General features: G+C 72.2%; 20 protein-coding genes and 1 riboswitch. Of the genes, 14 read left to right on the top strand and 6 right to left on the bottom strand.

What is annotated here, in order from left to right:
- Position 1: 1 nt before the first annotated feature.
- The gene (locus AC3EUJ_RS06635) at positions 2 to 403 is read right to left on the bottom strand and encodes a hypothetical protein (protein WP_431960026.1); all 402 of its coding nucleotides are present in this window, start codon (positions 401 to 403) and stop codon (positions 2 to 4) included.
- Positions 404 to 572: 169 nt separating this feature from the next.
- On the opposite strand from AC3EUJ_RS06635, the gene ctaE reads away from it, so the two are divergent.
- The 6 genes from ctaE to AC3EUJ_RS06605 all read left to right on the top strand — a co-directional run bounded on the left by ctaE (position 573) and on the right by AC3EUJ_RS06605 (position 7728).
- On the top strand, positions 573 to 1193 hold the full coding sequence (gene ctaE, locus AC3EUJ_RS06630) for an aa3-type cytochrome oxidase subunit III (protein WP_319163544.1): 621 nt from the start codon (positions 573 to 575) through the stop codon (positions 1191 to 1193).
- An 80-nt stretch (positions 1194 to 1273) separates the two neighbouring features.
- On the top strand, positions 1274 to 2083 hold the full coding sequence (qcrC, locus tag AC3EUJ_RS06625) for a cytochrome bc1 complex diheme cytochrome c subunit (RefSeq protein ID WP_431960025.1): 810 nt from the start codon (positions 1274 to 1276) through the stop codon (positions 2081 to 2083).
- Positions 2084 to 2091: 8 nt separating this feature from the next.
- Positions 2092 to 3132 (top strand): cytochrome bc1 complex Rieske iron-sulfur subunit, encoded by a 1041-nt coding sequence (qcrA, locus tag AC3EUJ_RS06620; RefSeq protein ID WP_431960024.1) that lies wholly within the window; start codon positions 2092 to 2094, stop codon positions 3130 to 3132.
- Complete coding sequence (gene qcrB, locus AC3EUJ_RS06615; RefSeq protein WP_431960023.1) at positions 3129 to 4766, top strand: cytochrome bc1 complex cytochrome b subunit; 1638 nt, start codon at positions 3129 to 3131, stop codon at positions 4764 to 4766. The genes qcrA and qcrB overlap by 4 nt, the downstream gene beginning before the upstream one ends.
- Positions 4767 to 4893: 127 nt before the next feature.
- Positions 4894 to 5958, top strand: coding sequence for an anthranilate phosphoribosyltransferase (trpD, locus tag AC3EUJ_RS06610; RefSeq protein WP_431960022.1), 1065 nt, complete (start codon positions 4894 to 4896; stop codon positions 5956 to 5958).
- A 128-nt stretch (positions 5959 to 6086) separates the two neighbouring features.
- A riboswitch (SAM riboswitch) is annotated at positions 6087 to 6203 on the top strand.
- A 151-nt stretch (positions 6204 to 6354) separates the two neighbouring features.
- Positions 6355 to 7728, top strand: a complete 1374-nt coding sequence (locus tag AC3EUJ_RS06605; RefSeq protein WP_431960021.1) for an aminotransferase class V-fold PLP-dependent enzyme — start codon at positions 6355 to 6357, stop codon at positions 7726 to 7728.
- 42 nt (positions 7729 to 7770) lie between these two features.
- On the opposite strand, the gene AC3EUJ_RS06600 is transcribed toward AC3EUJ_RS06605, so the two are convergent.
- Positions 7771 to 8052: an Lrp/AsnC family transcriptional regulator gene (locus AC3EUJ_RS06600; RefSeq protein WP_018557042.1), complete on the bottom strand. Its 282-nt coding sequence runs from the start codon at positions 8050 to 8052 to the stop codon at positions 7771 to 7773.
- Complete coding sequence (locus AC3EUJ_RS06595; protein WP_431960020.1) at positions 8049 to 8828, bottom strand: rhomboid family intramembrane serine protease; 780 nt, start codon at positions 8826 to 8828, stop codon at positions 8049 to 8051. The genes AC3EUJ_RS06600 and AC3EUJ_RS06595 overlap by 4 nt, the downstream gene beginning before the upstream one ends.
- A gap of 116 nt (positions 8829 to 8944) precedes the next feature.
- Between AC3EUJ_RS06595 and AC3EUJ_RS06590 the strand changes: the two genes are divergently transcribed.
- From AC3EUJ_RS06590 to AC3EUJ_RS06565, 6 genes are all read left to right on the top strand, one after another.
- On the top strand, positions 8945 to 9196 hold the full coding sequence (locus AC3EUJ_RS06590; protein ID WP_431960019.1) for a hypothetical protein: 252 nt from the start codon (positions 8945 to 8947) through the stop codon (positions 9194 to 9196).
- Between the two features lie 134 nt (positions 9197 to 9330).
- The gene (locus AC3EUJ_RS06585) at positions 9331 to 10689 is read left to right on the top strand and encodes an NYN domain-containing protein (RefSeq protein ID WP_431960042.1); all 1359 of its coding nucleotides are present in this window, start codon (positions 9331 to 9333) and stop codon (positions 10687 to 10689) included.
- Positions 10690 to 11004: 315 nt separating this feature from the next.
- A complete protein-coding gene (locus AC3EUJ_RS06580) occupies positions 11005 to 12030 on the top strand; it encodes a C40 family peptidase (RefSeq protein ID WP_431960018.1) in 1026 nt (341 codons plus the stop codon).
- A 154-nt stretch (positions 12031 to 12184) separates the two neighbouring features.
- The gene (locus tag AC3EUJ_RS06575; protein ID WP_431960017.1) at positions 12185 to 13240 is read left to right on the top strand and encodes a C40 family peptidase; all 1056 of its coding nucleotides are present in this window, start codon (positions 12185 to 12187) and stop codon (positions 13238 to 13240) included.
- 31 nt (positions 13241 to 13271) lie between these two features.
- Positions 13272 to 14447 carry a hypothetical protein gene (locus AC3EUJ_RS06570; protein ID WP_431960016.1) on the top strand — a complete coding sequence of 392 codons (1176 nt, stop codon included), beginning with the start codon at positions 13272 to 13274 and terminating at the stop codon, positions 14445 to 14447.
- On the top strand, positions 14444 to 15535 hold the full coding sequence (locus AC3EUJ_RS06565) for a M48 family metallopeptidase (protein WP_431960015.1): 1092 nt from the start codon (positions 14444 to 14446) through the stop codon (positions 15533 to 15535). Before AC3EUJ_RS06570 ends, AC3EUJ_RS06565 begins: the two co-directional genes overlap by 4 nt.
- A gap of 471 nt (positions 15536 to 16006) precedes the next feature.
- Here AC3EUJ_RS06565 and AC3EUJ_RS06560 read toward each other — a convergent pair whose 3' ends face one another.
- The gene (locus AC3EUJ_RS06560) at positions 16007 to 16531 is read right to left on the bottom strand and encodes a PadR family transcriptional regulator (RefSeq protein ID WP_431960014.1); all 525 of its coding nucleotides are present in this window, start codon (positions 16529 to 16531) and stop codon (positions 16007 to 16009) included.
- A gap of 108 nt (positions 16532 to 16639) precedes the next feature.
- Here AC3EUJ_RS06560 and AC3EUJ_RS06555 point away from each other — a divergent pair, with 108 nt between their 5' ends.
- The gene (locus AC3EUJ_RS06555) at positions 16640 to 18040 is read left to right on the top strand and encodes an MATE family efflux transporter (RefSeq protein WP_431960013.1); all 1401 of its coding nucleotides are present in this window, start codon (positions 16640 to 16642) and stop codon (positions 18038 to 18040) included.
- Here the strand turns inward: AC3EUJ_RS06555 and AC3EUJ_RS06550 are convergent.
- A complete protein-coding gene (locus AC3EUJ_RS06550; RefSeq protein ID WP_431960011.1) occupies positions 17922 to 19172 on the bottom strand; it encodes a glycosyltransferase 87 family protein in 1251 nt (416 codons plus the stop codon). The genes AC3EUJ_RS06555 and AC3EUJ_RS06550 overlap by 119 nt on opposite strands.
- A gap of 134 nt (positions 19173 to 19306) precedes the next feature.
- Here AC3EUJ_RS06550 and AC3EUJ_RS06545 point away from each other — a divergent pair, with 134 nt between their 5' ends.
- Positions 19307 to 20437 (top strand): glycosyltransferase family 4 protein, encoded by a 1131-nt coding sequence (locus AC3EUJ_RS06545; RefSeq protein ID WP_431960010.1) that lies wholly within the window; start codon positions 19307 to 19309, stop codon positions 20435 to 20437.
- Between the two features lie 266 nt (positions 20438 to 20703).
- On the opposite strand, the gene AC3EUJ_RS06540 is transcribed toward AC3EUJ_RS06545, so the two are convergent.
- Positions 20704 to 22500 (bottom strand): AMP-dependent synthetase/ligase, encoded by a 1797-nt coding sequence (locus tag AC3EUJ_RS06540; protein WP_431960009.1) that lies wholly within the window; start codon positions 22498 to 22500, stop codon positions 20704 to 20706.
- Positions 22501 to 22508 lie beyond the last annotated feature (8 nt).

The raw sequence follows: 22508 nt of genomic DNA, 5'->3' as shown, positions 1-22508 counted from the left end.
GCTACGCGTCGACGGCCAGCCGCTGCCTCAGCAGCTCCGCCAGGGCCTCGTTCAGCGCGACCGGGTCGACCGGGTGGCTCACCGCCGCGTCGGCCCGGCTCCAGCTGGCCAGCCAGGCGTCCTGGGGACGCCCGATGAGTACCAGCACCGGCGGGCAGCGGAAGATCTCGTCCTTCACCTGACGGCACACCCCCATGCCGCCGGCCGGGACGGCCTCGCCGTCGAACACGCACGCGTCGATGCCGCCGTTCTCCAGCGCGCTGAGGACCGCCGGGAGGGTCGCGCACTCCAGGTACTCGACCGGCGGCAGGTCGCTCGCAGGGCGGCGGCCGACGGCCAGACGGACCTGTTCCCGGGTGTTCCTGTCGTCGCTGTAGACCAGCACCGTCGCGGTCGTCTGCATCCGTGCCTCCTCGCCTTCGTGGAGTCGCCTGCCTGTGGCCGAACCTTACTCCCGAGCAGGGTCCTTCGAGGAGGGTTAGCTCCTTCGGGCGACGCCTTTCCCTACCTCAAGGGCCTTGACACACCGAATGGCACCCCCCGGAGTGAGCGCGAGATAAGCGACCGACATAATGTCGGTCGTGGCGACAGCAACAGCAGTAGAAACCGGGCACGCGCACCCGTCGGTCAACCGGCCGAACCTCACCAGCGTCGGAACCATCATCTGGCTGAGTTCCGAGCTGATGTTCTTCGCGGCCCTCTTCGCGATGTACTTCACCCTTCGCTCGGTGACGGGTGCCGAGTACTGGAAGGCGCACGCCGACGTCCTGGACATCCCGTTCTCGGCGACGAACACCACGATCCTCGTGCTCTCCTCCTTCACCTGCCAGATGGGTGTCTTCGCCGCCGAGCGCGGCGATGTGAAGAAGCTGCGCGCGTGGTTCATCGTGACGTTCATCATGGGCGCGATCTTCATCGGCGGTCAGATCTTCGAGTACACCAACCTGGTGAAGGAGGACGGCCTCTCGCTCTCCTCCGACCCGTACGGTTCGGTGTTCTACCTGACCACCGGATTCCACGGTCTGCACGTGACGGGTGGTCTCATCGCCTTCCTGCTGGTCCTCGGACGGACCTACGCGGCACGGCGGTTCACCCACGAGCAGGCCACCGCGGCCATCGTCGTGTCCTACTACTGGCACTTCGTCGATGTCGTCTGGATCGGCCTCTTCGCCACGATCTACCTGATCAAGTAGTCGGACCCCCGCGCCCGTTGCGCGCACGGTCACGACATCCAGAACCATCGACGCAAGAGATCCTGACACCGGGGTAATCCGTGAAAAAGCTCTCCGCACGACGGCGCCACCCGCTGGCGGCGCTCGTCGTCCTACTTGTCGCGCTCACGGCCATCGGGGGGCTGTACGCCGCGCTCGCGCCGGCGCCCAAGGCGCAGGCCGACGACAGCTCGCAGTCCCTCGCCATCGAAGAGGGCAAGAGGCTGTACACCGTCGGCTGCTCCAGCTGCCACGGCACGTCGGGGCAGGGCGGCAGTGACGGCCCCAGCCTCGTCGGCGTCGGCTCCGCGGCCGTGGACTTCCAGGTCGGCACCGGCCGCATGCCGGCCCAGCAGCCCGGCGCCCAGGTGCCGCGCAAGAAGGTCATCTACGACCAGAAGCAGATCGACCAGCTCGCGGCGTACATCGCCTCGCTGGGCCCCGGCCCGGTCACGCCCACCGAGGAGCAGTACGACCCGGCCGGTGCCGACAAGGCGCGTGGCGGGGAGCTGTTCCGCACCAACTGCGCCCAGTGCCACAACTACCAGGGCAAGGGCGGCGCGCTGACGCACGGCAAGTACGCGCCCACGCTGGAAGGCGTGAGCAACAAGCACCTGTACGAGGCCATGCTGACCGGCCCGCAGAACATGCCGTCCTTCCCCGACACGACGATGCCGGAGGAGAACAAGCGGGAGATCATCGCGTACCTCGACGCCGTCAACGGCGAGGGTGCGCCGAGCCCCGGCGGTATGTCGCTGGGCAGCCTCGGCCCGGTCACCGAGGGTCTCTTCGGCTGGATCTTCGGCCTCGGGGCCCTGATCGCCTGCGCCATTTGGCTCGCGGCCCACACCACCAAGGCGAAGAAGTCATGAGTCAGGACATGTCAGAAGAGAACCTGCCGGACAGGCCGGCACACGAGGGCGGCGGCCAGGTCGCGACCGCGGAGAACCCGTTCGCGGACCCGGGTCTCCCGGCGCACCAGCCGCGTCGCCAGGACATCGACGAGAAGGCCGCGAAGTCCTCCGAGCGCACGGTGGCGTTCCTGTTCACCGTGTCGATGCTCGCCACGCTGGGCTTCATCGCCAGCTTCGTGGTCCTCCCGATCGACAAGATCGTCTACATCTGGCCGCTGGGTCACATCAGCGCGCTGAACTTCGCGCTGGGCATGACCCTCGGCGTCTCGCTCTTCGCCATCGGCGCCGGCGCGGTCCACTGGGCCCGCACGCTGATGTCGGACGTCGAGGTCGCCGACGACCGCCACCCGATCGCGGCGAGCCCCGAGGTCAGGTCCCAGGTCCTGTCCGACTTCGCCACCGGTTCCGAAGAGAGCCAGATCGGCCGCCGCAAGCTGATCCGCAACACCATGCTCGGCGCGCTGACCCTGGTGCCGCTCTCCGGGCTGTTCCTGCTGCGCGACCTCGGCCCGCTGCCGGAGGACAAGCTCCGCCACACGCTGTGGTCCAAGGGCAGGCTGCTGATCAACCAGAACACCAACAAGCCGCTGCGTCCCGAGGACGTCGCCGTCGGCTCGCTGACCTTCGCGGTGCCCGAGGGCCTGGAGGAGGAGCAGCACGACTACCAGGAGCAGCTCGCCAAGGCGGCCCTGATGATCGTCCGTATCCAGCCGGACGACATCAAGGACAAGAAGTCCCGCGAGTGGGCGCACCAGGGCATCCTGGCGTTCTCCAAGATCTGCACTCACGTCGGCTGCCCGATCAGCCTCTACGAGCAGCAGACGCACCACGTGCTCTGCCCCTGCCACCAGTCGACGTTCGACCTGTCCGACGGTGCCCGGGTGATCTTCGGCCCCGCCGGTCACGCCCTGCCGCAGCTGCACATCAGTGTGAACGGCGAGGGTTATCTCGAGGCGCTGGGCGACTTCGATGAGCCCGTGGGCCCGGCCTTTTGGGAGCGTGGATGAGCACCAACACGAGCGCGAGCGGGAAGCCGCGCGGAAAGGCTCCGGCCGGCGAACGCGTCGCCGACTGGGCCGACGGCCGGCTGGGCATCTACAGCCTGAGCAAGGCCAACCTGCGGAAGATCTTCCCGGACCACTGGTCCTTCATGCTGGGCGAGATCTCCCTCTACAGCTTCATCATCATCATCCTGACCGGTGTCTACCTGACGCTGTTCTTCCACCCGGCGATGAACGAGGTCGTCTACGACGGCTCCTACGCGCCGCTGCAGGGCATCAAGATGTCCGAGGCGTACGCCTCGACCCTGCACATCAGCTTCGACGTGCGCGGCGGTCTGCTCGTCCGGCAGATCCACCACTGGGCGGCCATCGTCTTCGTGGCCGCGATGCTCGTGCACATGATGCGCGTCTTCTTCACCGGTGCGTTCCGCAAGCCGCGCGAGATCAACTGGGTCTTCGGCTTCCTGCTGCTGTTCCTCGGCATGTTCGACGGCTTCATGGGCTACTCGCTGCCGGACGACCTGCTGTCGGGCACCGGTATCCGCTTCATGGAAGGCGCCGTGCTGTCCGTGCCGATCGTCGGCACGTACCTGTCGTTCTTCCTCTTCGGCGGTGAGTTCCCCGGCACCGACATCGTGCCGCGGTTCTACACGATCCACGTGCTGCTGATCCCGGGCATCATGGCGGGCCTGCTGGTGGCCCACCTGATCCTGATCGTCTACCACAAGCACACGCAGTGGCCCGGCCCCGGCAAGTCGGAGAAGAACGTCGTCGGCATGCCGTTCTTCCCGGTCTACACCGCCAAGGCGGGCGGCTTCTTCTTCGTGGTCTTCGGTGTCATCTCGGCCATGTCCGCGCTGGTCTCCGTGAACCCCGTGTGGGCATACGGGCCCTACCGTCCGGACCAGGTGTCGACCGACGCCCAGCCCGACTGGTACATGGGCTTCTCCGAGGGCCTGATCCGCATCATGCCGGGCTGGGAGATCAACTTCCTGGGCCACACCCTCGTACTGGGCGTGTTCATCCCGCTGGTGGTCTTCCCGCTGGTGCTGGGCTTCATGGGGGTCTACCCGTTCCTGGAATCCTGGGTCACCGGTGACAAGCGCGAGCACCACCTGCTCGACCGGCCGCGCAACCGTCCCGTGCGCACGGGCATCGGCGCCGCCTGGATCAGCCTCTACCTGATCCTGCTCGTCGGTGGCGGCAACGACCTGTTCGCGACCCGCTTCCACCTGTCGATCAACGCGATCACCTGGGTGGTCCGGATCTCGTTCTTCGTGCTGCCGGTGCTGGTCTTCTTCGTCACCAAGCGGATCTGCCTGGGCCTGCAGCGGCGCGACCGCGACAAGGTGCTGCACGGTCGCGAGACCGGCATCATCAAGCGGCTCCCGCACGGTGAGTTCATCGAGATCCACGAGCCGCTGGAGCAGGGCGCGCTGTTCAAGCTCACCCAGCACGAGCAGCCCAAGCCGCTGGAGATCGGTCCCGAGGTCGACGAGAACGGCGTGGAGAAGAAGGCCGGCCGTACGGCGAAGCTGCGCGCGAGGCTGTCTCGCGGTTACTACGGCGAGGGGACGCAGATCGACAAGCCCACCGTCGAGGAGTACGAGGAGATCACGAGCGGCCACGGTCACCACTGATCACTGAAGCTGTGCCACCGGGCAGGGTCCCGTCCATTCGATGGACGGGACCCTTTCCCGTTCCCCGGCGCCGATAGGCTGGGGCGAAGGTTTCCCGTCGCACGTCAGACCCCATGGAGTGTGGACCATGAGCGTTGTGAACCCCGCCGGAGGCGCATCAATGGCGGGCGGCTCCTGGCCCGACGTCCTGGGTGCGCTGCTGAACGGCAAGGACCTGACCGCCGCCGACACGGCGTGGGCGATGGACCGGATCATGAGCGGTGAGGCCTCCGACGCCCAGGTCGCCGGCTTCATGGTGGCACTGCGGGCCAAAGGGGAGACCGTCGAGGAGGTCACCGGCCTCGTCGAGTCGATGTACGCGCACGCCGAGCCGCTGCACATCCCCGGCCCCGCCGTGGACATCGTCGGCACCGGCGGCGACCGCGCCAGGACGGTGAACATCTCCACGATGTCCGCCATCGTCATCGCCGGCACGGGCGCCAAGGTCGTCAAGCACGGAAACCGCGCCGCCAGCAGCGCCAGCGGCGCCTCCGACGTCCTGGAGAAGCTCGGCATCAACCTCGACCTGCCCGCCGACCGGGTGGCGAAGGTCGCCGAGGAGACCGGGATCACCTTCTGCTTCGCGGCGAAGTTCCACCCCGCGATGCGGTTCGCCGCCCCGGCCCGCCGCGACCTGGGCATCCCCACCTCGTTCAACATCCTCGGCCCGCTGACCAACCCGGCACGCGTGGGGGCCTCGGCCGTGGGGTGCTTCGACACCCGGATGGCCGGGCTGATCGCCGGCGTGCTGGCCCGCCGGGGCTCCTCCGCGCTGGTGTTCCGGGGCGACGACGGACTGGACGAGCTCACCGTCACGGCCACCTCCCAGGTGTGGGTGGTGCGGGACGGGAAGGTCGAGCAGGAGTCCTTCGACCCGCGCGACGTCGGCATCGAACTGGTGCCGATCGAGGCGCTGCGGGGCGCGGACGCGGCGTACAACGCCGATGTCGCCCGGCGGCTGCTGGCCGGCGAGACCGGCCCGGTCCGCGACGCCGTGCTGCTCAACTCGGCCGCCGCGCTGGTGGCGCTGGAGGGCGCGGGCGGTTCGCTGACCGAGCGGATCGCGGCCGGCATCGCCCGTGCGGCCGAGTCGGTCGACTCCGGCGCGGCGGCGCGGACGCTGGAGCGGTGGGCCGCGGCCACGCAGGCGTAGTCACCGAACCACCGTGCAGGGCCGGGGCCGTTGGCCCGGCCCTGCGTGCTGTCCGCCCGCGGGGGCGGGGCGTCCGCGATGCGGATCGCGGCTTGCGGCGCCCCGTGCGTGTGGCATGATGCTGGGCAGGTCACGAGTGACAGCGAAACGGCCCCGGCCCGCTGTCCGGCAACCCTCCTTCCGTGGCGGGGTGCCCCGGGTGATGACCAGGCCGCAGGCAGCGAGGTCTGCGGCAAGCGCGGTCAGAGGAGTTCTTCCATGAGCAAGCGAATGCGCTAGGGCCTTCGGGGCCCCAGCCGTATCCCCACCCTCCCCGGGCCTTCGCCCGTCGTGCCGAGGGCTGTTCCGTCTTCACTGACGTCTCGTCACTTCTGCTCGCTCCCAGGAGACTTCGCCATGTCGCTGCGCCCTGCCGCCCTGCCCTCGTCCGTCCATGCCCCGCTGCCCGTCCTCGGGCGCGACGTCCTCGTGCCGCTGGTGACCGGGGGCGAGGTCGGCTACGCGGCCCTGGACTACGCGGCCAGCGCGCCCGCGCTGCAGCGGGTCTGGGACGACGTGGCGGCCTATGCGCCGTACTACGGCAGCGTGCACCGGGGGGCCGGCTACCTCTCGCAGCTGTCGACCGACTTGTTCGAGCAGAGCCGGGCCACGGTCGCGGATTTCCTCGGCTGCCGCCCCGGCGACCAGGTGATCTTCACTCGTTCGACCACCGACTCGCTGAACCTGCTGGCCACCGCCGTGCCGGCCGGCACGAGCGTCTTCGTCTTCGAGACCGAGCACCATGCCTCCCTGCTGCCGTGGCGCGCCTCCGACGTGAGCTACCTGGCCGCCCCCCGCACGCCGGGGGAGGCCGTGACGACGCTGGAGAAGGCCCTGGCCGCCCGGGAGCAGCGCGGACCGGCGCTGGTCTGTGTGACGGGGGCGTCCAATGTGACCGGTGAGCTGTGGCCGGTGCGGGAGCTGGCCGCGGCGGCCCACGCGCACGGTGCCCGGATCGTGCTGGACGCGGCGCAGCTGGCCGCGCATCACCCGGTGGACATCGCCGAACTCGACGTGGACTGGGTGGCCTTCTCCGGGCACAAGCTGTACGCGCCCTTCGGCTCCGGTGTGCTGGCCGGCCGCGCCGACTGGCTGTGCGCGGCCGAGCCCTACCTGGCCGGCGGCGGCGCCTCGCGGCGGGTGGCCCGGCGCGCCGACGGCGGGGTGGACGTCGACTGGCACACCACGGCCGCCCGGCACGAGGCCGGCTCGCCCAACGTCATCGGGGCCTACGCCATCGCCTCGGCCTGCCGCGCGCTGGCGGAGGCCGGTTTCGCCCGGCTGGTCGAGCGTGAGCAGGCGCTGGTCGCCCGGGTGCGGGCCGGACTGGCCGAGGTCCCCGGGGTCAGGGTGCTCTCGCTGTTCGGCGAGGACGCCGCCCGGGTCGGCGTCATCTCCTTCGTCGTCGAGGGCTGGAACAGCTCCCACTTCGCGGCGGCGCTCTCCGCGGAGTACGGGATCGGCGTCCGCGACGGCCTCTTCTGCGCGCACCCCCTGGTGCGCACCCTGCTCGGCGGCACCGAACAGGAGCCGGGCGAGTGCGCAGCGCCCGACGCCGCCCCGGGCGAGCTCCCCTCGCTCAACGCCGTCCGTGTCTCCTTTGGCGCGGGCACCCCGGAGGAGCACGTGGAGCGTTTCGTCGACGCGGTGCGGGAACTCGTGGCGGACGGTGCCAGGTGGCGCTACCGCACCGAGGACGGCCGCTGCGTGCCGGACCGGGACCAGGCCTGAGCGGCGCGGCCCGACCCCGCGGGGCCGTGCAGGGCGGACCGGTTACGCGTCCAGGCCGATGGCGAAGGCCGTCTCGAGGTCGTGCTGGGAGTAGGTGCGGAACGCCACGTGGGTGTCCGTGGCCTCGACGCCGGGGATCTTGCTGATCCGGCCCGGGATGACGTCAGCGAGCTCGTCGTGCCGGGCCACCCGCACCATGGCGACCAGGTCGTAGGTCCCCGTGACGGAGTAGACCTCGCTGACACTGTCGAGCGCGGCGATGGACTCCGCGATCTCGGGGATACGGTCGACGCTGGTCTTGATGAGCACGATCGCGGTGATCACGGCTGTAGGTCTCCTTGGGTCGCCCTGCCTGCGGGCTCCAGCTTAGGCGTTGCGCGATAGCACACCCACGCGCACAGGAAGCCGAAGACGAAGCCGGTGATGTGGGCGAGGTAGGCGACCCCGGGGCCGGTCTGCTGGATCTCTCCGGCGAGCCACTGCAGGACGAACCAGAAGATCAGCACCATCCAGGCCGGGAAGCGCAACGGCAGGAAGAACAGGAAGGGGAAGACACTGGTCACCCTGGCCCGGGGATAGAGGTAGAGGTACGCGCCGAGCACCCCGGAGATCGCCCCGGACGCGCCGACCAGGGTCTGGACGGAGGAGGTGTGCCCGAGCGCGTAGCCGTAGGTCGCCAGGTAGCCGGAGGCGACGTAGAAGAGGAGGAACCGGAAGCGGCCCATGCGGCTCTCGACGTTGTCGCCGAAGACCCAGAGGAAGAGCATGTTGCCGAGCAGGTGGACCCAACTGCCGTGGACGAACAGCGCGGTGAGCACCGACGCGAACGGCGAGGTGGCGAAGGACCGCAGGGGCGGGCAGCCGGTCGGCATCGGCACCCGCGCCGGCGGGATCCGGCCGTGCCAGAGCTCGCTCGGGATGACACCCCAGCGGGCGAAGTACGTCGCCTGGGCACACACCTGATCGTGGCCCACGCCGTACATGAGGTTGAGCCCGGAGGACGGGCCGATGAGGAAGAGCACCGCGCACAGCCCGATCAGGGCGTACGTCACCACGGGTGTGCGGCGGACGGGGTTCTTGTCGTACACCGGGATGACCATGGACCGATCATGACGGAACGGGTGTAACGGACGTGGGGAGCCTCGCCGCAGCGCGTGGGACCACCGAGGCCGTAGGGTGACCGGAACACATCCGCGCGCGACCGAGGAGACGACCGATGCCGGTGCCCCTGCCGACCGCCACGACCCGCTGGCGTTGCACCCTGTGCGGCAATCTGACCCGGTTCGACGTCACCCGTTCCAGCAAGGTCGTCGAGTACGTCCACCTGGACCTGGCGGGCGAGCCCTCGGTCGAGGAGCGCGAGGTGCTCAGCGAGACCGTGGAGTCGGTGCGGTGCCGCTGGTGCAACGCCGTGGACCAGGTCGAGCTGGTCGACCGCCCCGACGCGGCGGCGGCGACGCAGGCCTGAGCGCCGCCGGGGACAATAGAAGAATGCGGCGCGGCCAGAGAGTTTGAAGGAGGCCGGGGAGGCGCCCACGGACTGGACGGGAGTGACGGGTGGACGGGACCGGCGGTAACCCGGGCCGCGGCGACGAAGCGGCCGTGCCCGGGGCCGCGGCTGCGCCGGAGGAGTCCGTCCACGGCGAGACGTTGGACCGTCCGCTGCCCGAGGGCGTGCGCCACCGCGTAGTAGCCCTGGCGGCGGAGGCGTTCGGCGGGCTGACCCCGGGCGAGCTGCCCGCGGTGCTGCGTCCGTACGCCCGGTTCACCCCGAGCCGCCGCGCCAAGTTCGCCGCGACCGCGCTCGCCACGGCCCTGGAGGGCGACCCGTCCTTCCGGCAGCGGGTGGGCGCCCGGCTGCGCGAGTCCGAACCGGAACTGTGCGAGGCGCTGGACGCCGGCACCCCGCCCCCCGCGGTCGACCCGCTGGATGTGGCGGCCGCCGCGTACCTGCTGCGTCCCGCGGGCTGGGCCAAGCTGGTGGCCGCGGCGGGCGAGGAGGCCCAGCGGGTCAGCGCCGAACGGGCGGGCGAGGAGGCGCAGCGTGAGCTGCGGCAGCTGAAGACGGAACTGGACGAGGTTCGCGCCCAGGCCCGTAGCGAGGCCGTGCGGGTCCGCACCGAGCTGGAGGCGGCCCGCAAGGAGGCCGAGTCGCTGCAGCGGAAGCTGCGCAGCGCGGCGAGCGACGTGAAGCGGGCCGAGGCCGCGCTGCGCAAGGTCGAGGCCGCACTCGACGAGACGCGCGCGGCCGCGGCCGCGGAGAAGGCCTCGGCGGACGGCGAGGCGCGCCGGCTGCGCGCCCGGCTCGCCGAGGCCGAGCAGGCCGTGGAGGCGTCCCGCCGGGCGGCCCGGGAGGGCCGCAGCACCGAGGACATGCGGCTGCGGCTGCTGCTGGACACCGTGCTCGACGCCGCCTCGGGACTGCGCCGGGAGCTGGCGCTGCCGCCGCGGGACACCATGGGGGCCCGGCCCGCTGACAGCGTCGACGCGGTGACGCCGGGGACGATCAGCCCGAAGGACATCGCGCGGCGCGCCCTGTCCGAGGACGACCCGGCGCTGCTGGACCAGTTGCTGGCGCTGCCGCAGTCCCATCTGGTGGTCGACGGCTACAACGTGACCAAGACCGGTTATCCGGCGCTGCCGTTGGAGAAGCAGCGGCTGCGGCTGCTGGGCGGTCTGGCGGTGCTCGCGGCGCAGAGCGGTGCAGAGGTCACCTGCGTCTTCGACGGGGCCGATCTGGACGCCCCGGTGCTGCTGGCGCCGCCGCGCGGGGTGCGGGTGCTGTTCAGCAAGGCCGGTGAGACGGCGGACGAACTGATCCGGCGTCTGGTTCGGGCGGAACCTCCCGGTCGTCCGATTGTGGTGGTTTCTTCCGATCGCGAAGTTGCTGACGGTGTGGCCCGCGCCGGCGCCCGGCCGGTCGCATCCACCCTGCTGCTGAAGCGACTTGCCCGGGTGTGACCTGGAGCACACCGTGGGGCGCGTGAGGCGCTTTTCGTGGACGCAGCGTCAACTGGTCATCACTGCACGTGCGATGTGTGTAAAGAAAACGTGGCCGAGCGACTTTTTTTCTTCAGGGATTTGATCCGATCACAAGATGGTCACTAGGGTCGTGCCTCGAACCTCTGCCCAGTCGATCATCCAGCCCGGATGGCGGTGGAGGTCCCGCCGATCTGAAGTGCCGTGCGTACGACGGGGGACGCCGGTGCTTGGAGCCGGGGAACGCAGTTCCCGATGCATGCGGCAGGCGGCTGGAGGAAGAAGGAGCTCGCCCGAGTGGCGTCCCACCGTCGTCCCAAGCAGGCCAGTCGCACACGTGTCACCGTGCTCACCGCGACCGCCGCCGCAGCCGTCGCCCTGTCCGCGCAGGCGGCCCAGGCCGCCCCTGCCAAGCCGTCCGTCAAGAGCGTCAAGGCCAAGGTCGACGGCCTGTACGAGCAGGCGGAGCAGGCGACCGAGAAGTTCAACGGCGCCAAGGAGAAGCAGGGGAAGCTGCAGAAGCAGGTCGAGGACCTCCAGGACGAGGTGGCCCGCGAGCAGTCCGAGCTCAACGACCTCCAGGACGACCTCGGCACCCTGGCCAGCGCCCAGTACCGCAGCGGTGGCATCGACCCGTCGCTCCAGCTCTTCCTCTCCTCCGACCCGGACACCTACCTCGACAAGGCGTCCACCCTCGACCAGCTGAGCACCAAGCAGGCCGAGGCGCTCAAGCAGATCGCGGAGAAGAAGCGCACCCTCAACCAGCAGAAGGCGGAGGCCGCGAGCAAGCTCAACGAGCTCGACGAGACCCGCACCGAGCTGGGCAAGAAGAAGAAGGAAGTCCAGGCGAAGCTCGCCGAGGCGCAGCGGCTGCTCAACTCGCTGACCGCCGCCCAGCGTGCCTCCCTTGCCGCCGCCGACGCCCGCGCCAGCCGCTCCAACGAGCGCGTCGACCTGGGCAACGACACCCCGGCCTCCTCCCTCGCTGCCGCCGCCCTCTCGGCCGCCAAGACCAAGCTGGGGTCGCCCTACGTCTACGGCGCCACCGGCCCGAGCTCCTTCGACTGCTCCGGCCTCACCTCCTGGGCCTACGCCCAGGCCGGCGCGTCCATACCGCGCACCTCGCAGTCCCAGGCCAACGCCGGCACCCGGCTGTCGATGAGCCAGCTGGCGCCCGGCGACCTCGTCATCTTCTACGGCGACCAGCACCACGTGGCCCTCTACGCGGGCAACGGCATGGTCCTGCACGCGCCGCGCACCGGCACGGTCGTGCGCTACGAGTCCATCAACAACATGCCGTTCCAGTTCGGTGTCCGCATCTGAGACGCGGGCGGAACCACCGGAACCCGTTGAACCTATCGGGTGATCTCGTACGGTGACGGCCTGGCGGTGACCTGCGCAAGCGGAGCGCCGCCCGGCCGCCCGGCGGTACCCGGTCTTTGAACTCTGCGCGTCCGGCTGACTACTGTCGGTCGACGTGCCATCCCATCGACGCATCCCGCAGCCCGGCCGGGCCCCGCGTACCTCCAGGGCCACGGTCCTGACGGCGGCGGCCACCGCCGCCGCCGCGATGGCGGGCGCGGCCGGCGCCGCGCAGACGGCCGCCGCCGACCCGGCGGACACCTCCGTCGATGTCGCGGCTCGCATCGACCACCTCTACACCCAGGCCGAGCGGGCCACCGAGCAGTTCAACGCCGCCCGCGAGAACACCCGGCGGCTCCGGCGCGAGGTGGAGGTGCTCCAGGACCGGGCCGCCCGCGGCCAGGAGCGGGTCAACCGACTCCGGGACGAACTCGGCACGTACGCCGGAGCCCAGTACCGCGGCGGGGGAGTGGACCCCACCCTCGCGCTGCTGCTCTCACCCGACCCCGCGACCTACCTCGAGCGCGCCGCCACCCTCGACCGGATCAGCAACCGCGGCAACGCGCGCCTGGGCGAACTCCGCTCCGCCCAGCGCTTCCTGGACCAGGAACGCTCCCGGGCCACCGAACGGCTCGGCGAGCTCGAGCGGGCCCGCAGCAGCCTCACGGCCCGCAAGAAGGCCGTGCAGCACAAGCTGATGGCGGCCGCCCGCCTGGTCAACTCCCTGTCCCCGGAGGAACGGGCCCGGCTCGCCCGCCGCCTGGAGGCCCGCGCCTCGCGTTCCGGCCGCATGGTCGACATCCCCGACCTCGGCCCGCTGTCCGTACGCGCCGCGACAGCCGTCGCCGCCGCGCGCTCCGCCGTGGGCGCCCCCTACGTGTGGGGTGCCACCGGCCCCGGCTCCTTCGACTGCTCCGGCCTGATGGTCTGGGCGTACCGCCAGGCCGGCGTGGGCCTGCCCCGCACCTCCCAGGCCCAGCTGAACGCCGGGCGGCACGTGCCGCTCAGCCAGGCCCGCCCAGGCGACCTGGTCATCTACCGCGGCGACGCCAGTCACGTCGCCATGTACGTCGGCGGCGGCCAGGTCATCCACGCCCCCTACCCCGGCGCCCGGGTCCGCTACGACCCCGTCGCCATGCTGCCGATCTCGGCCGTGACCCGGCCCACGTGACCGTCCACGCCGGGACCGTACGATCGGCGGCGTGGCCCTCTTCCGTTCGCCGACCCGCGCCGTGGCCGCCGCGCTGTGCTGCGCGGCGCTGCTCCTCGCGGGCTGCGGGCCCGCGGGCGACCGCGCGACGGGGCAAGGGCGCCCCGGGGACCCGGTCGTCCGGCAACTGCTGGAACGGCGGGCCGACGCGGTCCTGGACCGCGACGAGAAGGCGTACCTGGCGGATGTGACGCCCGCCCGGCGCGCCGCCGAGCGCCAGGTCTTCCACAACCTGGAGGAGCTCCCGCTCGCCTCCTGGTCGTACCGGCTGGTCTCCACGGAGGGCACCGACCCGGCGACCGTCCGCGTCCAGCTGCGCTACCGCCTGGGGGGCTACGACAGCGCCCCGGTCACCACCGACGAGTCACTGCTGCTGCGCGCGGACGGCGCCGGACACTGGCGGGTGGCCGGTGACGGCGACCCGGGCGGCCTGCTGTGGGAGCAGGGCGCGCTGCACGTCGTCCGCGGCAGCCACAGCCTCGTCCTCGGCACCGGTGACCGGGCGGTGCTCGCCGGGTACGCCACCGACGCGGACCAGGCCGTCCCGCAGGTGCGGCGGGCCTGGGGCGGGAAGGGCTGGACCGGGCGGGTGGTGCTCGAAGTGCCGTCCTCCCTGCGGCGCATGGGGCAGCTCCTGGACGCTCCCGCGCAGACGTACGCGGACGTCGCGGCCGTCACCACCGGGGAGGCCGGGGGCAGCGGCACAGCGCCCGCCGGACGCGTCATCGTCAACCCCGAGGCCTTCGCCGGGCTGTCGGCCTTCGGCCGTCAGGTCGTGCTGACCCACGAGACCACCCATGTCGCCACGCGCGCCGCGACGACCTCCCGCACCCCGCTGTGGCTCTCCGAGGGCTTCGCCGACTGGGTCGCCTACCGGGACTCCGGCCGCCCGGCGGCGAGCCTGGCACCGGAGCTGCGCCGCGACGTCATCGCCTCGGGCCCGCCCGGGCACCTCCCGGCAGACGCCGGCTTCGCGCCCGGCGCGCCCGGTCAGGCCCAGGCCTACGAGGGCGCCTGGCTGGCCTGCCGGCTCATCGCCGACACGTGGGGCGCCGACCGGCTGGTCGCGCTGTACCGTTCCGGTGCGGATCCGCACGGCACGCTCGGCATCGGCGAGGACGCCCTCACCGCGCGCTGGCGGGCCTACGTCAAGGGGGAGTTGGGATGACCGGCACGGACGCGGACTTCACGCCGGAGGAGACCGCCCGCGGCAGGGCGCTGCGCCGCGCCCAGCTGCCGGCCCTGCTCGGCGGCCGGGCCGCCGGGCTCGCCCTGCTGCTCGTGCTCGGGCTGACTCCCGCGGGCGCCGCCCTGGCCGGGCTGTTCGGCGACACCCAAGTGTTGCGCGTCCTGGCCGGCGGCCTGTCGCTGGTGCTGCTCCAGCAGGCGGTCACCCTGCCGTTCTCGGCCCGGGTCCGCGTCGTGCGGCGCCGGTACGGGCTCGTCACCCAGGGCTGGGGCGGCTGGGCCCTCGACGTCCTGCGCGGGCTGCTCGTCTCCGTGCCGCTGGTGCTGGCCGCGCTGTACGGCTACTACGGCCTCGGCTGGGCCTGGGCGGCCCTGGGCGCGGTCTGCGCGGCCGTCGTGCTGTCCTGGCTCGCCCCGGTCGTCCTGGAACCGCTCTTCAACCGCTTCCGGCCGATGGAGGACGGGCCCCTGCGCGACGCGCTGCTGGCGCTGGCCGAGCGGGACGCGATCCCCGTACGGGCGGTGCTCGTCGCCGACGCGTCCCGGCGGACGACCGCGCTCAACGCGTACGTCTCCGGATTCGGGCGCACCCGGCGGATCGTCGCCTACGACACGCTGCTGGGCACGGCCCCGGCGGAGGAGGTCGAACTCGTCGTCGCCCACGAGCTGGGGCACGTCAAGCACCGCGACGTGCTGCGCGGCACGCTGCTCGGCGCCGTGGGCGCGGGGGCGGGGGTCTGCGTGCTCTCCGCGGTCATGGCCGCCTCCTCGTACGGCACCGGTGATCCCCGCGGGCTGTTCCTGCTGGCCGCGGTGGCCGCGGTGCTGTCGGCGTGCGCCGGGCCGCTCGGCTGCGCCCTGAGCCGGCGGATCGAACGACGGGCGGACGCGCACGCCCTGGAACTCACCGGGGACGCCGAACGGTTCATCGCCATGCAGCGCCGACTCACCGTCGCCAACGTCTCCGACCCCGACCCCCCGCGCGTGCTGCACGCCCTCTTCGGCACCCACCCCACCCCCGTCCAGCGCATCGCCGCCGCCCGCGCCTTCGCCGCCACCACGCCCTAGCGGATCCGCCCCGCGCCCGGCCCCGCTGCTTACCGCCGGCCGGCCCATGGGTGGTCCGCGGCTCGCCGCGCATCGGCCCTTCGCGGTCGGCGGGCGTCCGCGGGAACGCCACTTGCGCCCGCGCGTCCGGCTCCCGCGGCGGCCTGGCCGCAGGCGGCGGGCGTCGTCCCCGGACGCGGTCCGCGAGGGCTTCTGTCCGGTCCCGGGTTGTTTGCTCGGGCCGTGGGTCGTCCGCGGCTCTTCGCGGTCGGCGGGCGTCCGGGGGAAGGCAGTCGCGCCCGCGCGTCCGGCTCCGGTCGCAGGCCATCCGCCTCCGGGCGGCTCGCGCTCAGGTCGTGCGCCCCTGCCGCGGTTGGTTGGCCCGGCCGTACGCACCGTCCCGGATGCGCGGTGCTCGCTTCCTTCCGCTCAGCGGGACGGCATGCGCGTGGCCCCGCGTATGCGGCTGTCGCGGGTCGGGCGGGCCGTTGCTCAGGCGGTGAGGTCGGCCAGGGTCTCCGTGAGCCATTCGCGTTCCGCTCGGCCCGTGGCGCGGGCGACGCGGAGCATGCCCTGGCGGAAGGGGTCGTCGGCCTCCTCGGCGCGGACCGGTCTGCCGCGGTCGTAGAAGAAGCTGGCGGGGGTCTCCAGGAACTCCAGGCGGCGTCGTAGCACCGTGGCCTGCGCTGTCGCGTCGGGCAGGTGCCTGAGGAAGGCCAGCACCGCGAAGAAGCGCGTGGAGTCGGTGATCTCGATCGGCTTGGGGTCGCGGAGCCGGGCGAGCAGCCGCGCGCGTCCGCTGTCGGTGAGCGAGAGCACGCGGCGCGGGGCGGCGCCGACGCCCGGCTCGCTGTGCTCGCTGACCAGTCCGGCCGCGGTCAGGCGGTTGATGGCCGGGTAGAGCGCGCCGTCGCTGACCGGGCGGACGTGGCCGTTGAGTGCGGCGATGCGCTCCTTGAGCTCGTAGCCGTGCAGGGATTCCTCGTACAGGAAGCCCAGGATCGTGAGCTCCAGCACCGCTGGCCGCCTTTCTCGATCACGCGTTCGGACTTGTCCGTTCGATGCCATCATGGTACCTCTAAACGCGGTATCTCGAAACGAGGTAACCCTTTGGGGAGGGGACCCATGACGCACCGCGCCCGACTGGTCGCGCTGGCCGGCCCGGTCTATCTGGAACTGCTCGCCGGCGTCGTCGCCGGGATCATCGACGTGCTGTGGGTGGCCCGGCTCGGCGGCGGGGGAGCGGCCGTCGCGGCCGTGGCGGTGGCCACGAACACCGAGAACGTGCTGCTCGGGGTCGTGCTGATGGCCGCGCAGGGGACGACGGTGCTGATCTCCCGGGCCGCCGGGGCGCGGGACCCGGCGGCGGTCAGGGCGGCCGTCCGCGGCGGGTGGGCGCTGTGCGCGCTGCTGATGCCGGCCGTGGCCGCCGGCGGCTTCCTGTGCCGGGAGCCGCTGGCGGCGCTGCTGCTCGGCGCGCACGGCGACCCGGAGGCGGTCCGCCTCGCCGCGGGGTACTTCGCGGTGTCGCTCCCGGGTACGGCGGTGTTCTACGCCCAGAACACCCTGGATGGCGTCTTCAAGGGCGCCGGCGACACCCGCACCCCGATGCGGCTCGCCCTGCTGGCGGGCGGGCTGATCCTGCTCCTGGACCCGTTCCTGATCCACGCCCTCGGGGTGCGGGGCGCGGCCGTGGCCACCGTCGTGGGCCGTGCGGTGGCCCTGGCCGCCGGGCTGGCGCTGCTGCGCTGCGACCCGCTGATGCGGCGGGCCGCGGCGGTGCCGGCCGCCGAACCGGTGGCGGCCGCGCTGCGCCGCACGGCCGTGACCGGGGCGCCGATGGCGGCGGACTTCCTCGTCCGGATGGCCGGCACGCTGACCCTGGTGGCGATCGTGGCCCGGCTGGGCGTCGACCGGGTCGCGGCGTACGGGATCGCGACCAAGGCGATGTACGTGGCGACCATGGGCTTCTACGCCGTGCGCCAGGCGGCCTCGATCCACACCGCGTACCACCTGGGTGCCGGCCGCGACGAGCGGCGCGCGATCGGCCGCCAGGCGTTGCTGCTCGGCGGCGGGCTGGGACTCCTCGCGGCGGTCGCGCTGCAGCCCACCGCGCCGTGGATCATGGCCGCCTTCGGCGCGGAGCCCGCCGTGGCGGCGGAGGGCACGGTGTTCCTGCGCACCCTGGGGCCGTACCTGGTGCTGCTCGCGTGCTTCATCGCGCTCGGCGGTGTCTTCCAGGGCGGCGGCGGGGCCGCGCTGCTGGTCCGGGTGACCCTGGTGGGCACGGCGGTGCAGCTGCCGCTCGCCTACGTGCTCGCCGTCCCGGCGGGGCTGGAACTCGTGGGCGTCAGCGTGGCGCTGGCCGTGGCCGCGGGGCTGCAGTGCCTGGCCGTGACGGCGGCCTTCACCAGGTCAGCAGCTTCTCGGCGTCCTGGCCGTGTTCCGGCTGAGCCGTCGTCGGCGCGCTGCGCGGCCGCTTCGGCAGGCGCGCCGAGGCCACCCACAGCCGGCGGCACGCGATGACCGAGGCCGCGACCAGCAGCCCGTTGCGCAGCAGCAGCAGCGTGATGCCGAGGTCGGTGCTGCCGACGACGTCCCCGAAGCGCACCGGGAACTCGTACAGGGTGAGCACCGTCGCCACCAGCACCAGCGTCGCGGGTACCGCCATCACGCTGGCCCGCAGCGTGAGGCAGACGGCCGCCAGGCCGATCAGCCAGATCATGTACTGGGGGCTGATCACCCGGCTGGTCGTGGTGAACAGCAGCACCGCGGTGAACGCCGCGTCGAAAGGCGTCTGCGGGCCGTACGTCCGCGCCCGCAGCCGCCACAGCAGCAGCCAGGCGAAGGCGGCGATGGTCAGCCCGAGCGCGATGTCGCTCACCAGGCCCACATGGGGCCCGAGGAACTCCATGGAGCCGTAGTTGAGCTGCACCTGCCCCTGCCAGCCGTGGTGTCGGGCGATGTGGAAGACCAGGGCGCCCAGGGACTCCACCTCGGTGCCCCGCTCGCCCTGGAAGCGCAGGAAGGCGAAGGCCCCCGGCATCCACAGCCAGAAGCCCAGGGCCAGGACGCCCGCTCCGGCCACGGCCGCCGCCCAGACCCGGCGGTCGCGGACCCCGGTGAGCAGCAGCACCGGCCAGACCTTGAGCATCGCGCCGAACGCGATCAGCGCGCCGGCGACCCTGGGGCGGCGCACCGTCGCCAGCAGCGCGGCCACGGCCACGGCGGTGACCATCACGTCGTAGCGCGCGTACGCGGTGGGCCCCAGCAGCGGCACTCCCAGCACCCACACATAGGCGCCGGCCACCCGCCGCCCCTTGCCGCGCGAACCGCGCAGCAGCAGCGCGAATGCGGCCAGGTCGGCGGCGCAGGCGAGCCAGAAGAAGGCGGTCGTGTAGTCGAGGAACGGCAGCATCGCGGGGGAGAGCACCGCGAGCGCGGCGGCGGGCGGGTACTGCCAGGTGACGTCCTGGTGGGGGAAGCTGCCGGCCCGCAGGACCTCGTACCAGCCGTGGTAGATCGCCGAGACGTCGGTGGTCACGTCCAGCGGGGACAGGCTGAGCACCTTGAACACGTAGAGCAGCAGCAGGACCCTGGTGGCCACCCAGGCGAGGACCGGCCCGACCGGGAGCCGCTTGCCGCTGTCGCCTGCCATGTCCACCTCGTCGAATCGGTTCTGCTGTGATGATGCATGATGCCGGTCTCACCCGTGGACAGGCGTGTGGAGCATAGACGCGCGGGGGGCCGCGGTCGGTTGCCGCGGACCGCACCGGATACCCTCGGCGCCGTATGGACAAGACCCTGATCGTCACCAACGACTTCCCACCACGTCCCGGTGGCATCCAGGCGTTCGTGCACAGCATGGCGCTGCGCCTCGATCCCGGCCGGGTGGTGGTGTACGCGTCGACCTGGCGGGACGGCTCCGAGGTCGCCGCGTTCGACGCCGAGCAGCCCTTCCCGGTCGTACGTGATCGTACGACGATGTTGCTGCCGACCCCGAGAGTGACCCGGCGGGCCGCCGCGCTGCTGCGCGAGCACGGCTGCACGTCGGTGTGGTTCGGGGCGGCGGCGCCGCTCGGGCTGATGGCGCCCGCGCTGCGGAAGGCGGGGGCGCGCCGGCTGGTGGCGACGACCCACGGGCACGAGGCGGGATGGGCACAGCTGCCCGCGAGCCGTGGCCTGCTGCGGCGCATCGGCGAGGGCACCGACACGATCACCTACCTGGGCGAGTACACCCGGTCCCGGATCGCCCGGGCGCTGACGCCCGGGGCCGCGGGGCGCATGGTGCAGTTGCCGCCGGGCGTGGACGAGAAGACCTTCCACCCGGCCTCCGGCGGCGAGGCCGTGCGTGCCCGCCTGGGCCTCACCGACCGGCCGGTGGTCGTCTGCGTCTCCCGCCTGGTGCCGCGCAAGGGCCAGGACACCCTCATCGAGGCGATGCCGCTGATCCTGGCCGCCCAGCCGGACACCGTCCTGCTGGTAGTGGGCGGCGGCCCGTACGCGGACGAGCTGAAGCGGCTCGCCGAGCGGACCGGGGTGGCGGAGTCGGTGCGGTTCACCGGCGCCGTGCCCTGGGAGGAGCTACCCGCGCACTTCGGGGCGGGGGACGTCTTCGCCATGCCGTGCCGCACGCGCCGCGGCGGGCTGGACGTCGAGGGGCTCGGCATCGTCTACCTGGAGGCCTCGGCCACCGGCCTGCCGGTCGTCGCGGGCGACTCCGGCGGGGCGCCGGACGCGGTGCTGGACGGCGAGACCGGCTGGGTGGTGCGCGGCGGGGAGCCCGGGGAGGCCGCCGAGCGGATCCTGGCGCTGCTGGGCGACGAGGAGCTGCGGCGCCGGATGGGCGAGCGCGGCCGCAAGTGGGTCGAGGACGCGTGGCGGTGGGATCTGCTCGCCGGGCGGCTGAAGGCACTCCTTTGACGTGCCCCCCGGCGTGAGGCCTGGGGTTCCGGCCCGGGTCGTCCGGGCCTTCGACAGCCGCGCGCGAACGGCCAGGACGGCCTCCTCCCCGGCTCCATCGGGGTCGAACCGTTCGTCACCATCACCGCCCCGGCCGAGCGCACCATCGCCAGGGTCCTGGCCCAGGACGGCATCACCCGGGAACGCCGGTGGCCGCCGCACGCCCAAGGCGTACGGCGGCCACCGTCAACGTGAGTGAGGGCCTGTCAGGCCCGTGCGGGGAGGGTTCACTTGCCGTAGATCGCGGCGATCTCGTCCGCGAAGTCCCGCAGCACCACGTTGCGCTTCAGCTTCAGCGAGGGCGTCACGTGACCGGACTTCTCCGTGAACTGCGTCGCCAGAACACGGAACTTCTTGACCGCCTCAGCCTTGGACACCGCGGCGTTGCCCTCGTCGACCGCCGACTGCACCTCGGCCAGCAGCTCCGGGTCCTCGCGCAGATCCGCGACGGTGCGGCCGGACTTGCCGTGCTGCTCGGCCCAGCGCGGCAGGAACTCCTCGTCCAGGGTGACCAGCGCCCCGATGAAGGGCTTGCCGTCGCCGACCACCATGCACTCGGCGACCAGCGCGTGGGCGCGGATCCGGTCCTCGATCACGGCCGGGGCGACGTTCTTGCCGCCCGCGGTGACGATGATCTCCTTCTTGCGGCCGGTGATGGTGATGTAGCCGTCCTCGTCCAGCGTCCCGATGTCGCCGGTGTGGAACCAGCCGTCGGTGACGGCCTCGGTGGTGGCCGCCTGGTTGTTCCAGTAGCCGGAGAACAGGTGCTCGCCGTGGAGCAGGACCTCGCCGTCGTCGGCGATGCGGACCGTGGAACCAGGCAGCGGCTGGCCGACAGTGCCGATCTTGGTGCGGTCCCAGGGGTTGAAGGCGGTGGCCGCACAGGACTCGGTCAGGCCGTAGCCCTCCAGCACCGTGAAGCCGATGCCGCGGTAGAAGTGTCCCAGCCGCTCGCCCAGCGGAGCCCCGCCGGAGATCGAGTACTCGGCGCGGCCGCCGAGCACGGCGCGCAACTTGCTGTAGACCAGCCGGTCGAAGACCTTGTGCCGGAACTTCAGGCCGAGCGAGGGGCCACCGGCCGAGTCCAGCGCGCGACTGTACTCGATCGCCACGTCGGTGGCCTTGTCGAAGATCTTCCCCTTGCCGCCGGCCTGCGCCTGGGCGCGTGCGGAGTTGTAGACCTTCTCGAAGACCCGCGGCACGCCCAGCAGCAGCGTCGGGCGGAAGGCGGCCAGTTCGCCGGTGAGGTTCTTGATGTCGCTGACGTGCCCGAGCTTGATCGGGGCCATGATGCTGGCGACCTCGACCAGCCGGCCGAAGACGTGCGCGAGCGGCAGGAAGAGCAGGATCGAGGAGTCGCCGGTGCGGAAGAGCGGCCTCAGGCGTTCCACGACGTTGCCGCACTCGGCGAAGAACGCGCGGTGCGTGAGCACGCAGCCCTTGGGGCGACCGGTGGTGCCCGAGGTGTAGACGATGGTGGCGGGGGAGTCGGCCTTGGCCCAGGCACCGCGCTCGTCCACCGTCGCCTCGGCGACGTCCGTGCCGGCCGCGCCGAGGGTCTCCACGGCGCCCGCCTCGATCCGCCACACGTGCTTGAGGTGCGGCAGGCGGTCGCGCACCGACTCCACGGACTTCTCGTGGGCCTCGCTCTCCACCACGGCGGCGACGGCCCCGGAGTCGCCGAGGATCCACTCGATCTGCTCGGCGGAGGAGGTCTCGTAGACCGGGACGGTCACCGCGCCCGCGCTCCAGATGGCGAAGTCGAAGAGGGTCCACTCGTACCGGGTGCGGGAGATCAGGGCCACCCGGTCGCCGGGCTGCACGCCGGAGGCGATCAGGCCCTTGGCGGCGGTACGGACCTCGGCCAGGAAGGCGGTCGCGGTCACGTCCGCCCAGTCGCCGGCCGCGGTCTTCCGGGCGATGACGGGAACGTCGGGATGCTGAGCGGCGTTGCGGCGGATGAGATCCGTCAGATTCCCGTCCGCGGGGACCTCGTACAGGGCCGGAAGGCTGAACTCGCGCAAAACTGCTG

This window comes from Actinacidiphila sp. bgisy160 (assembly GCF_057707815.1).
Note: the sequence above shows the minus strand (reverse complement) of the source record. Positions and strands in the feature narration are given on the sequence as shown.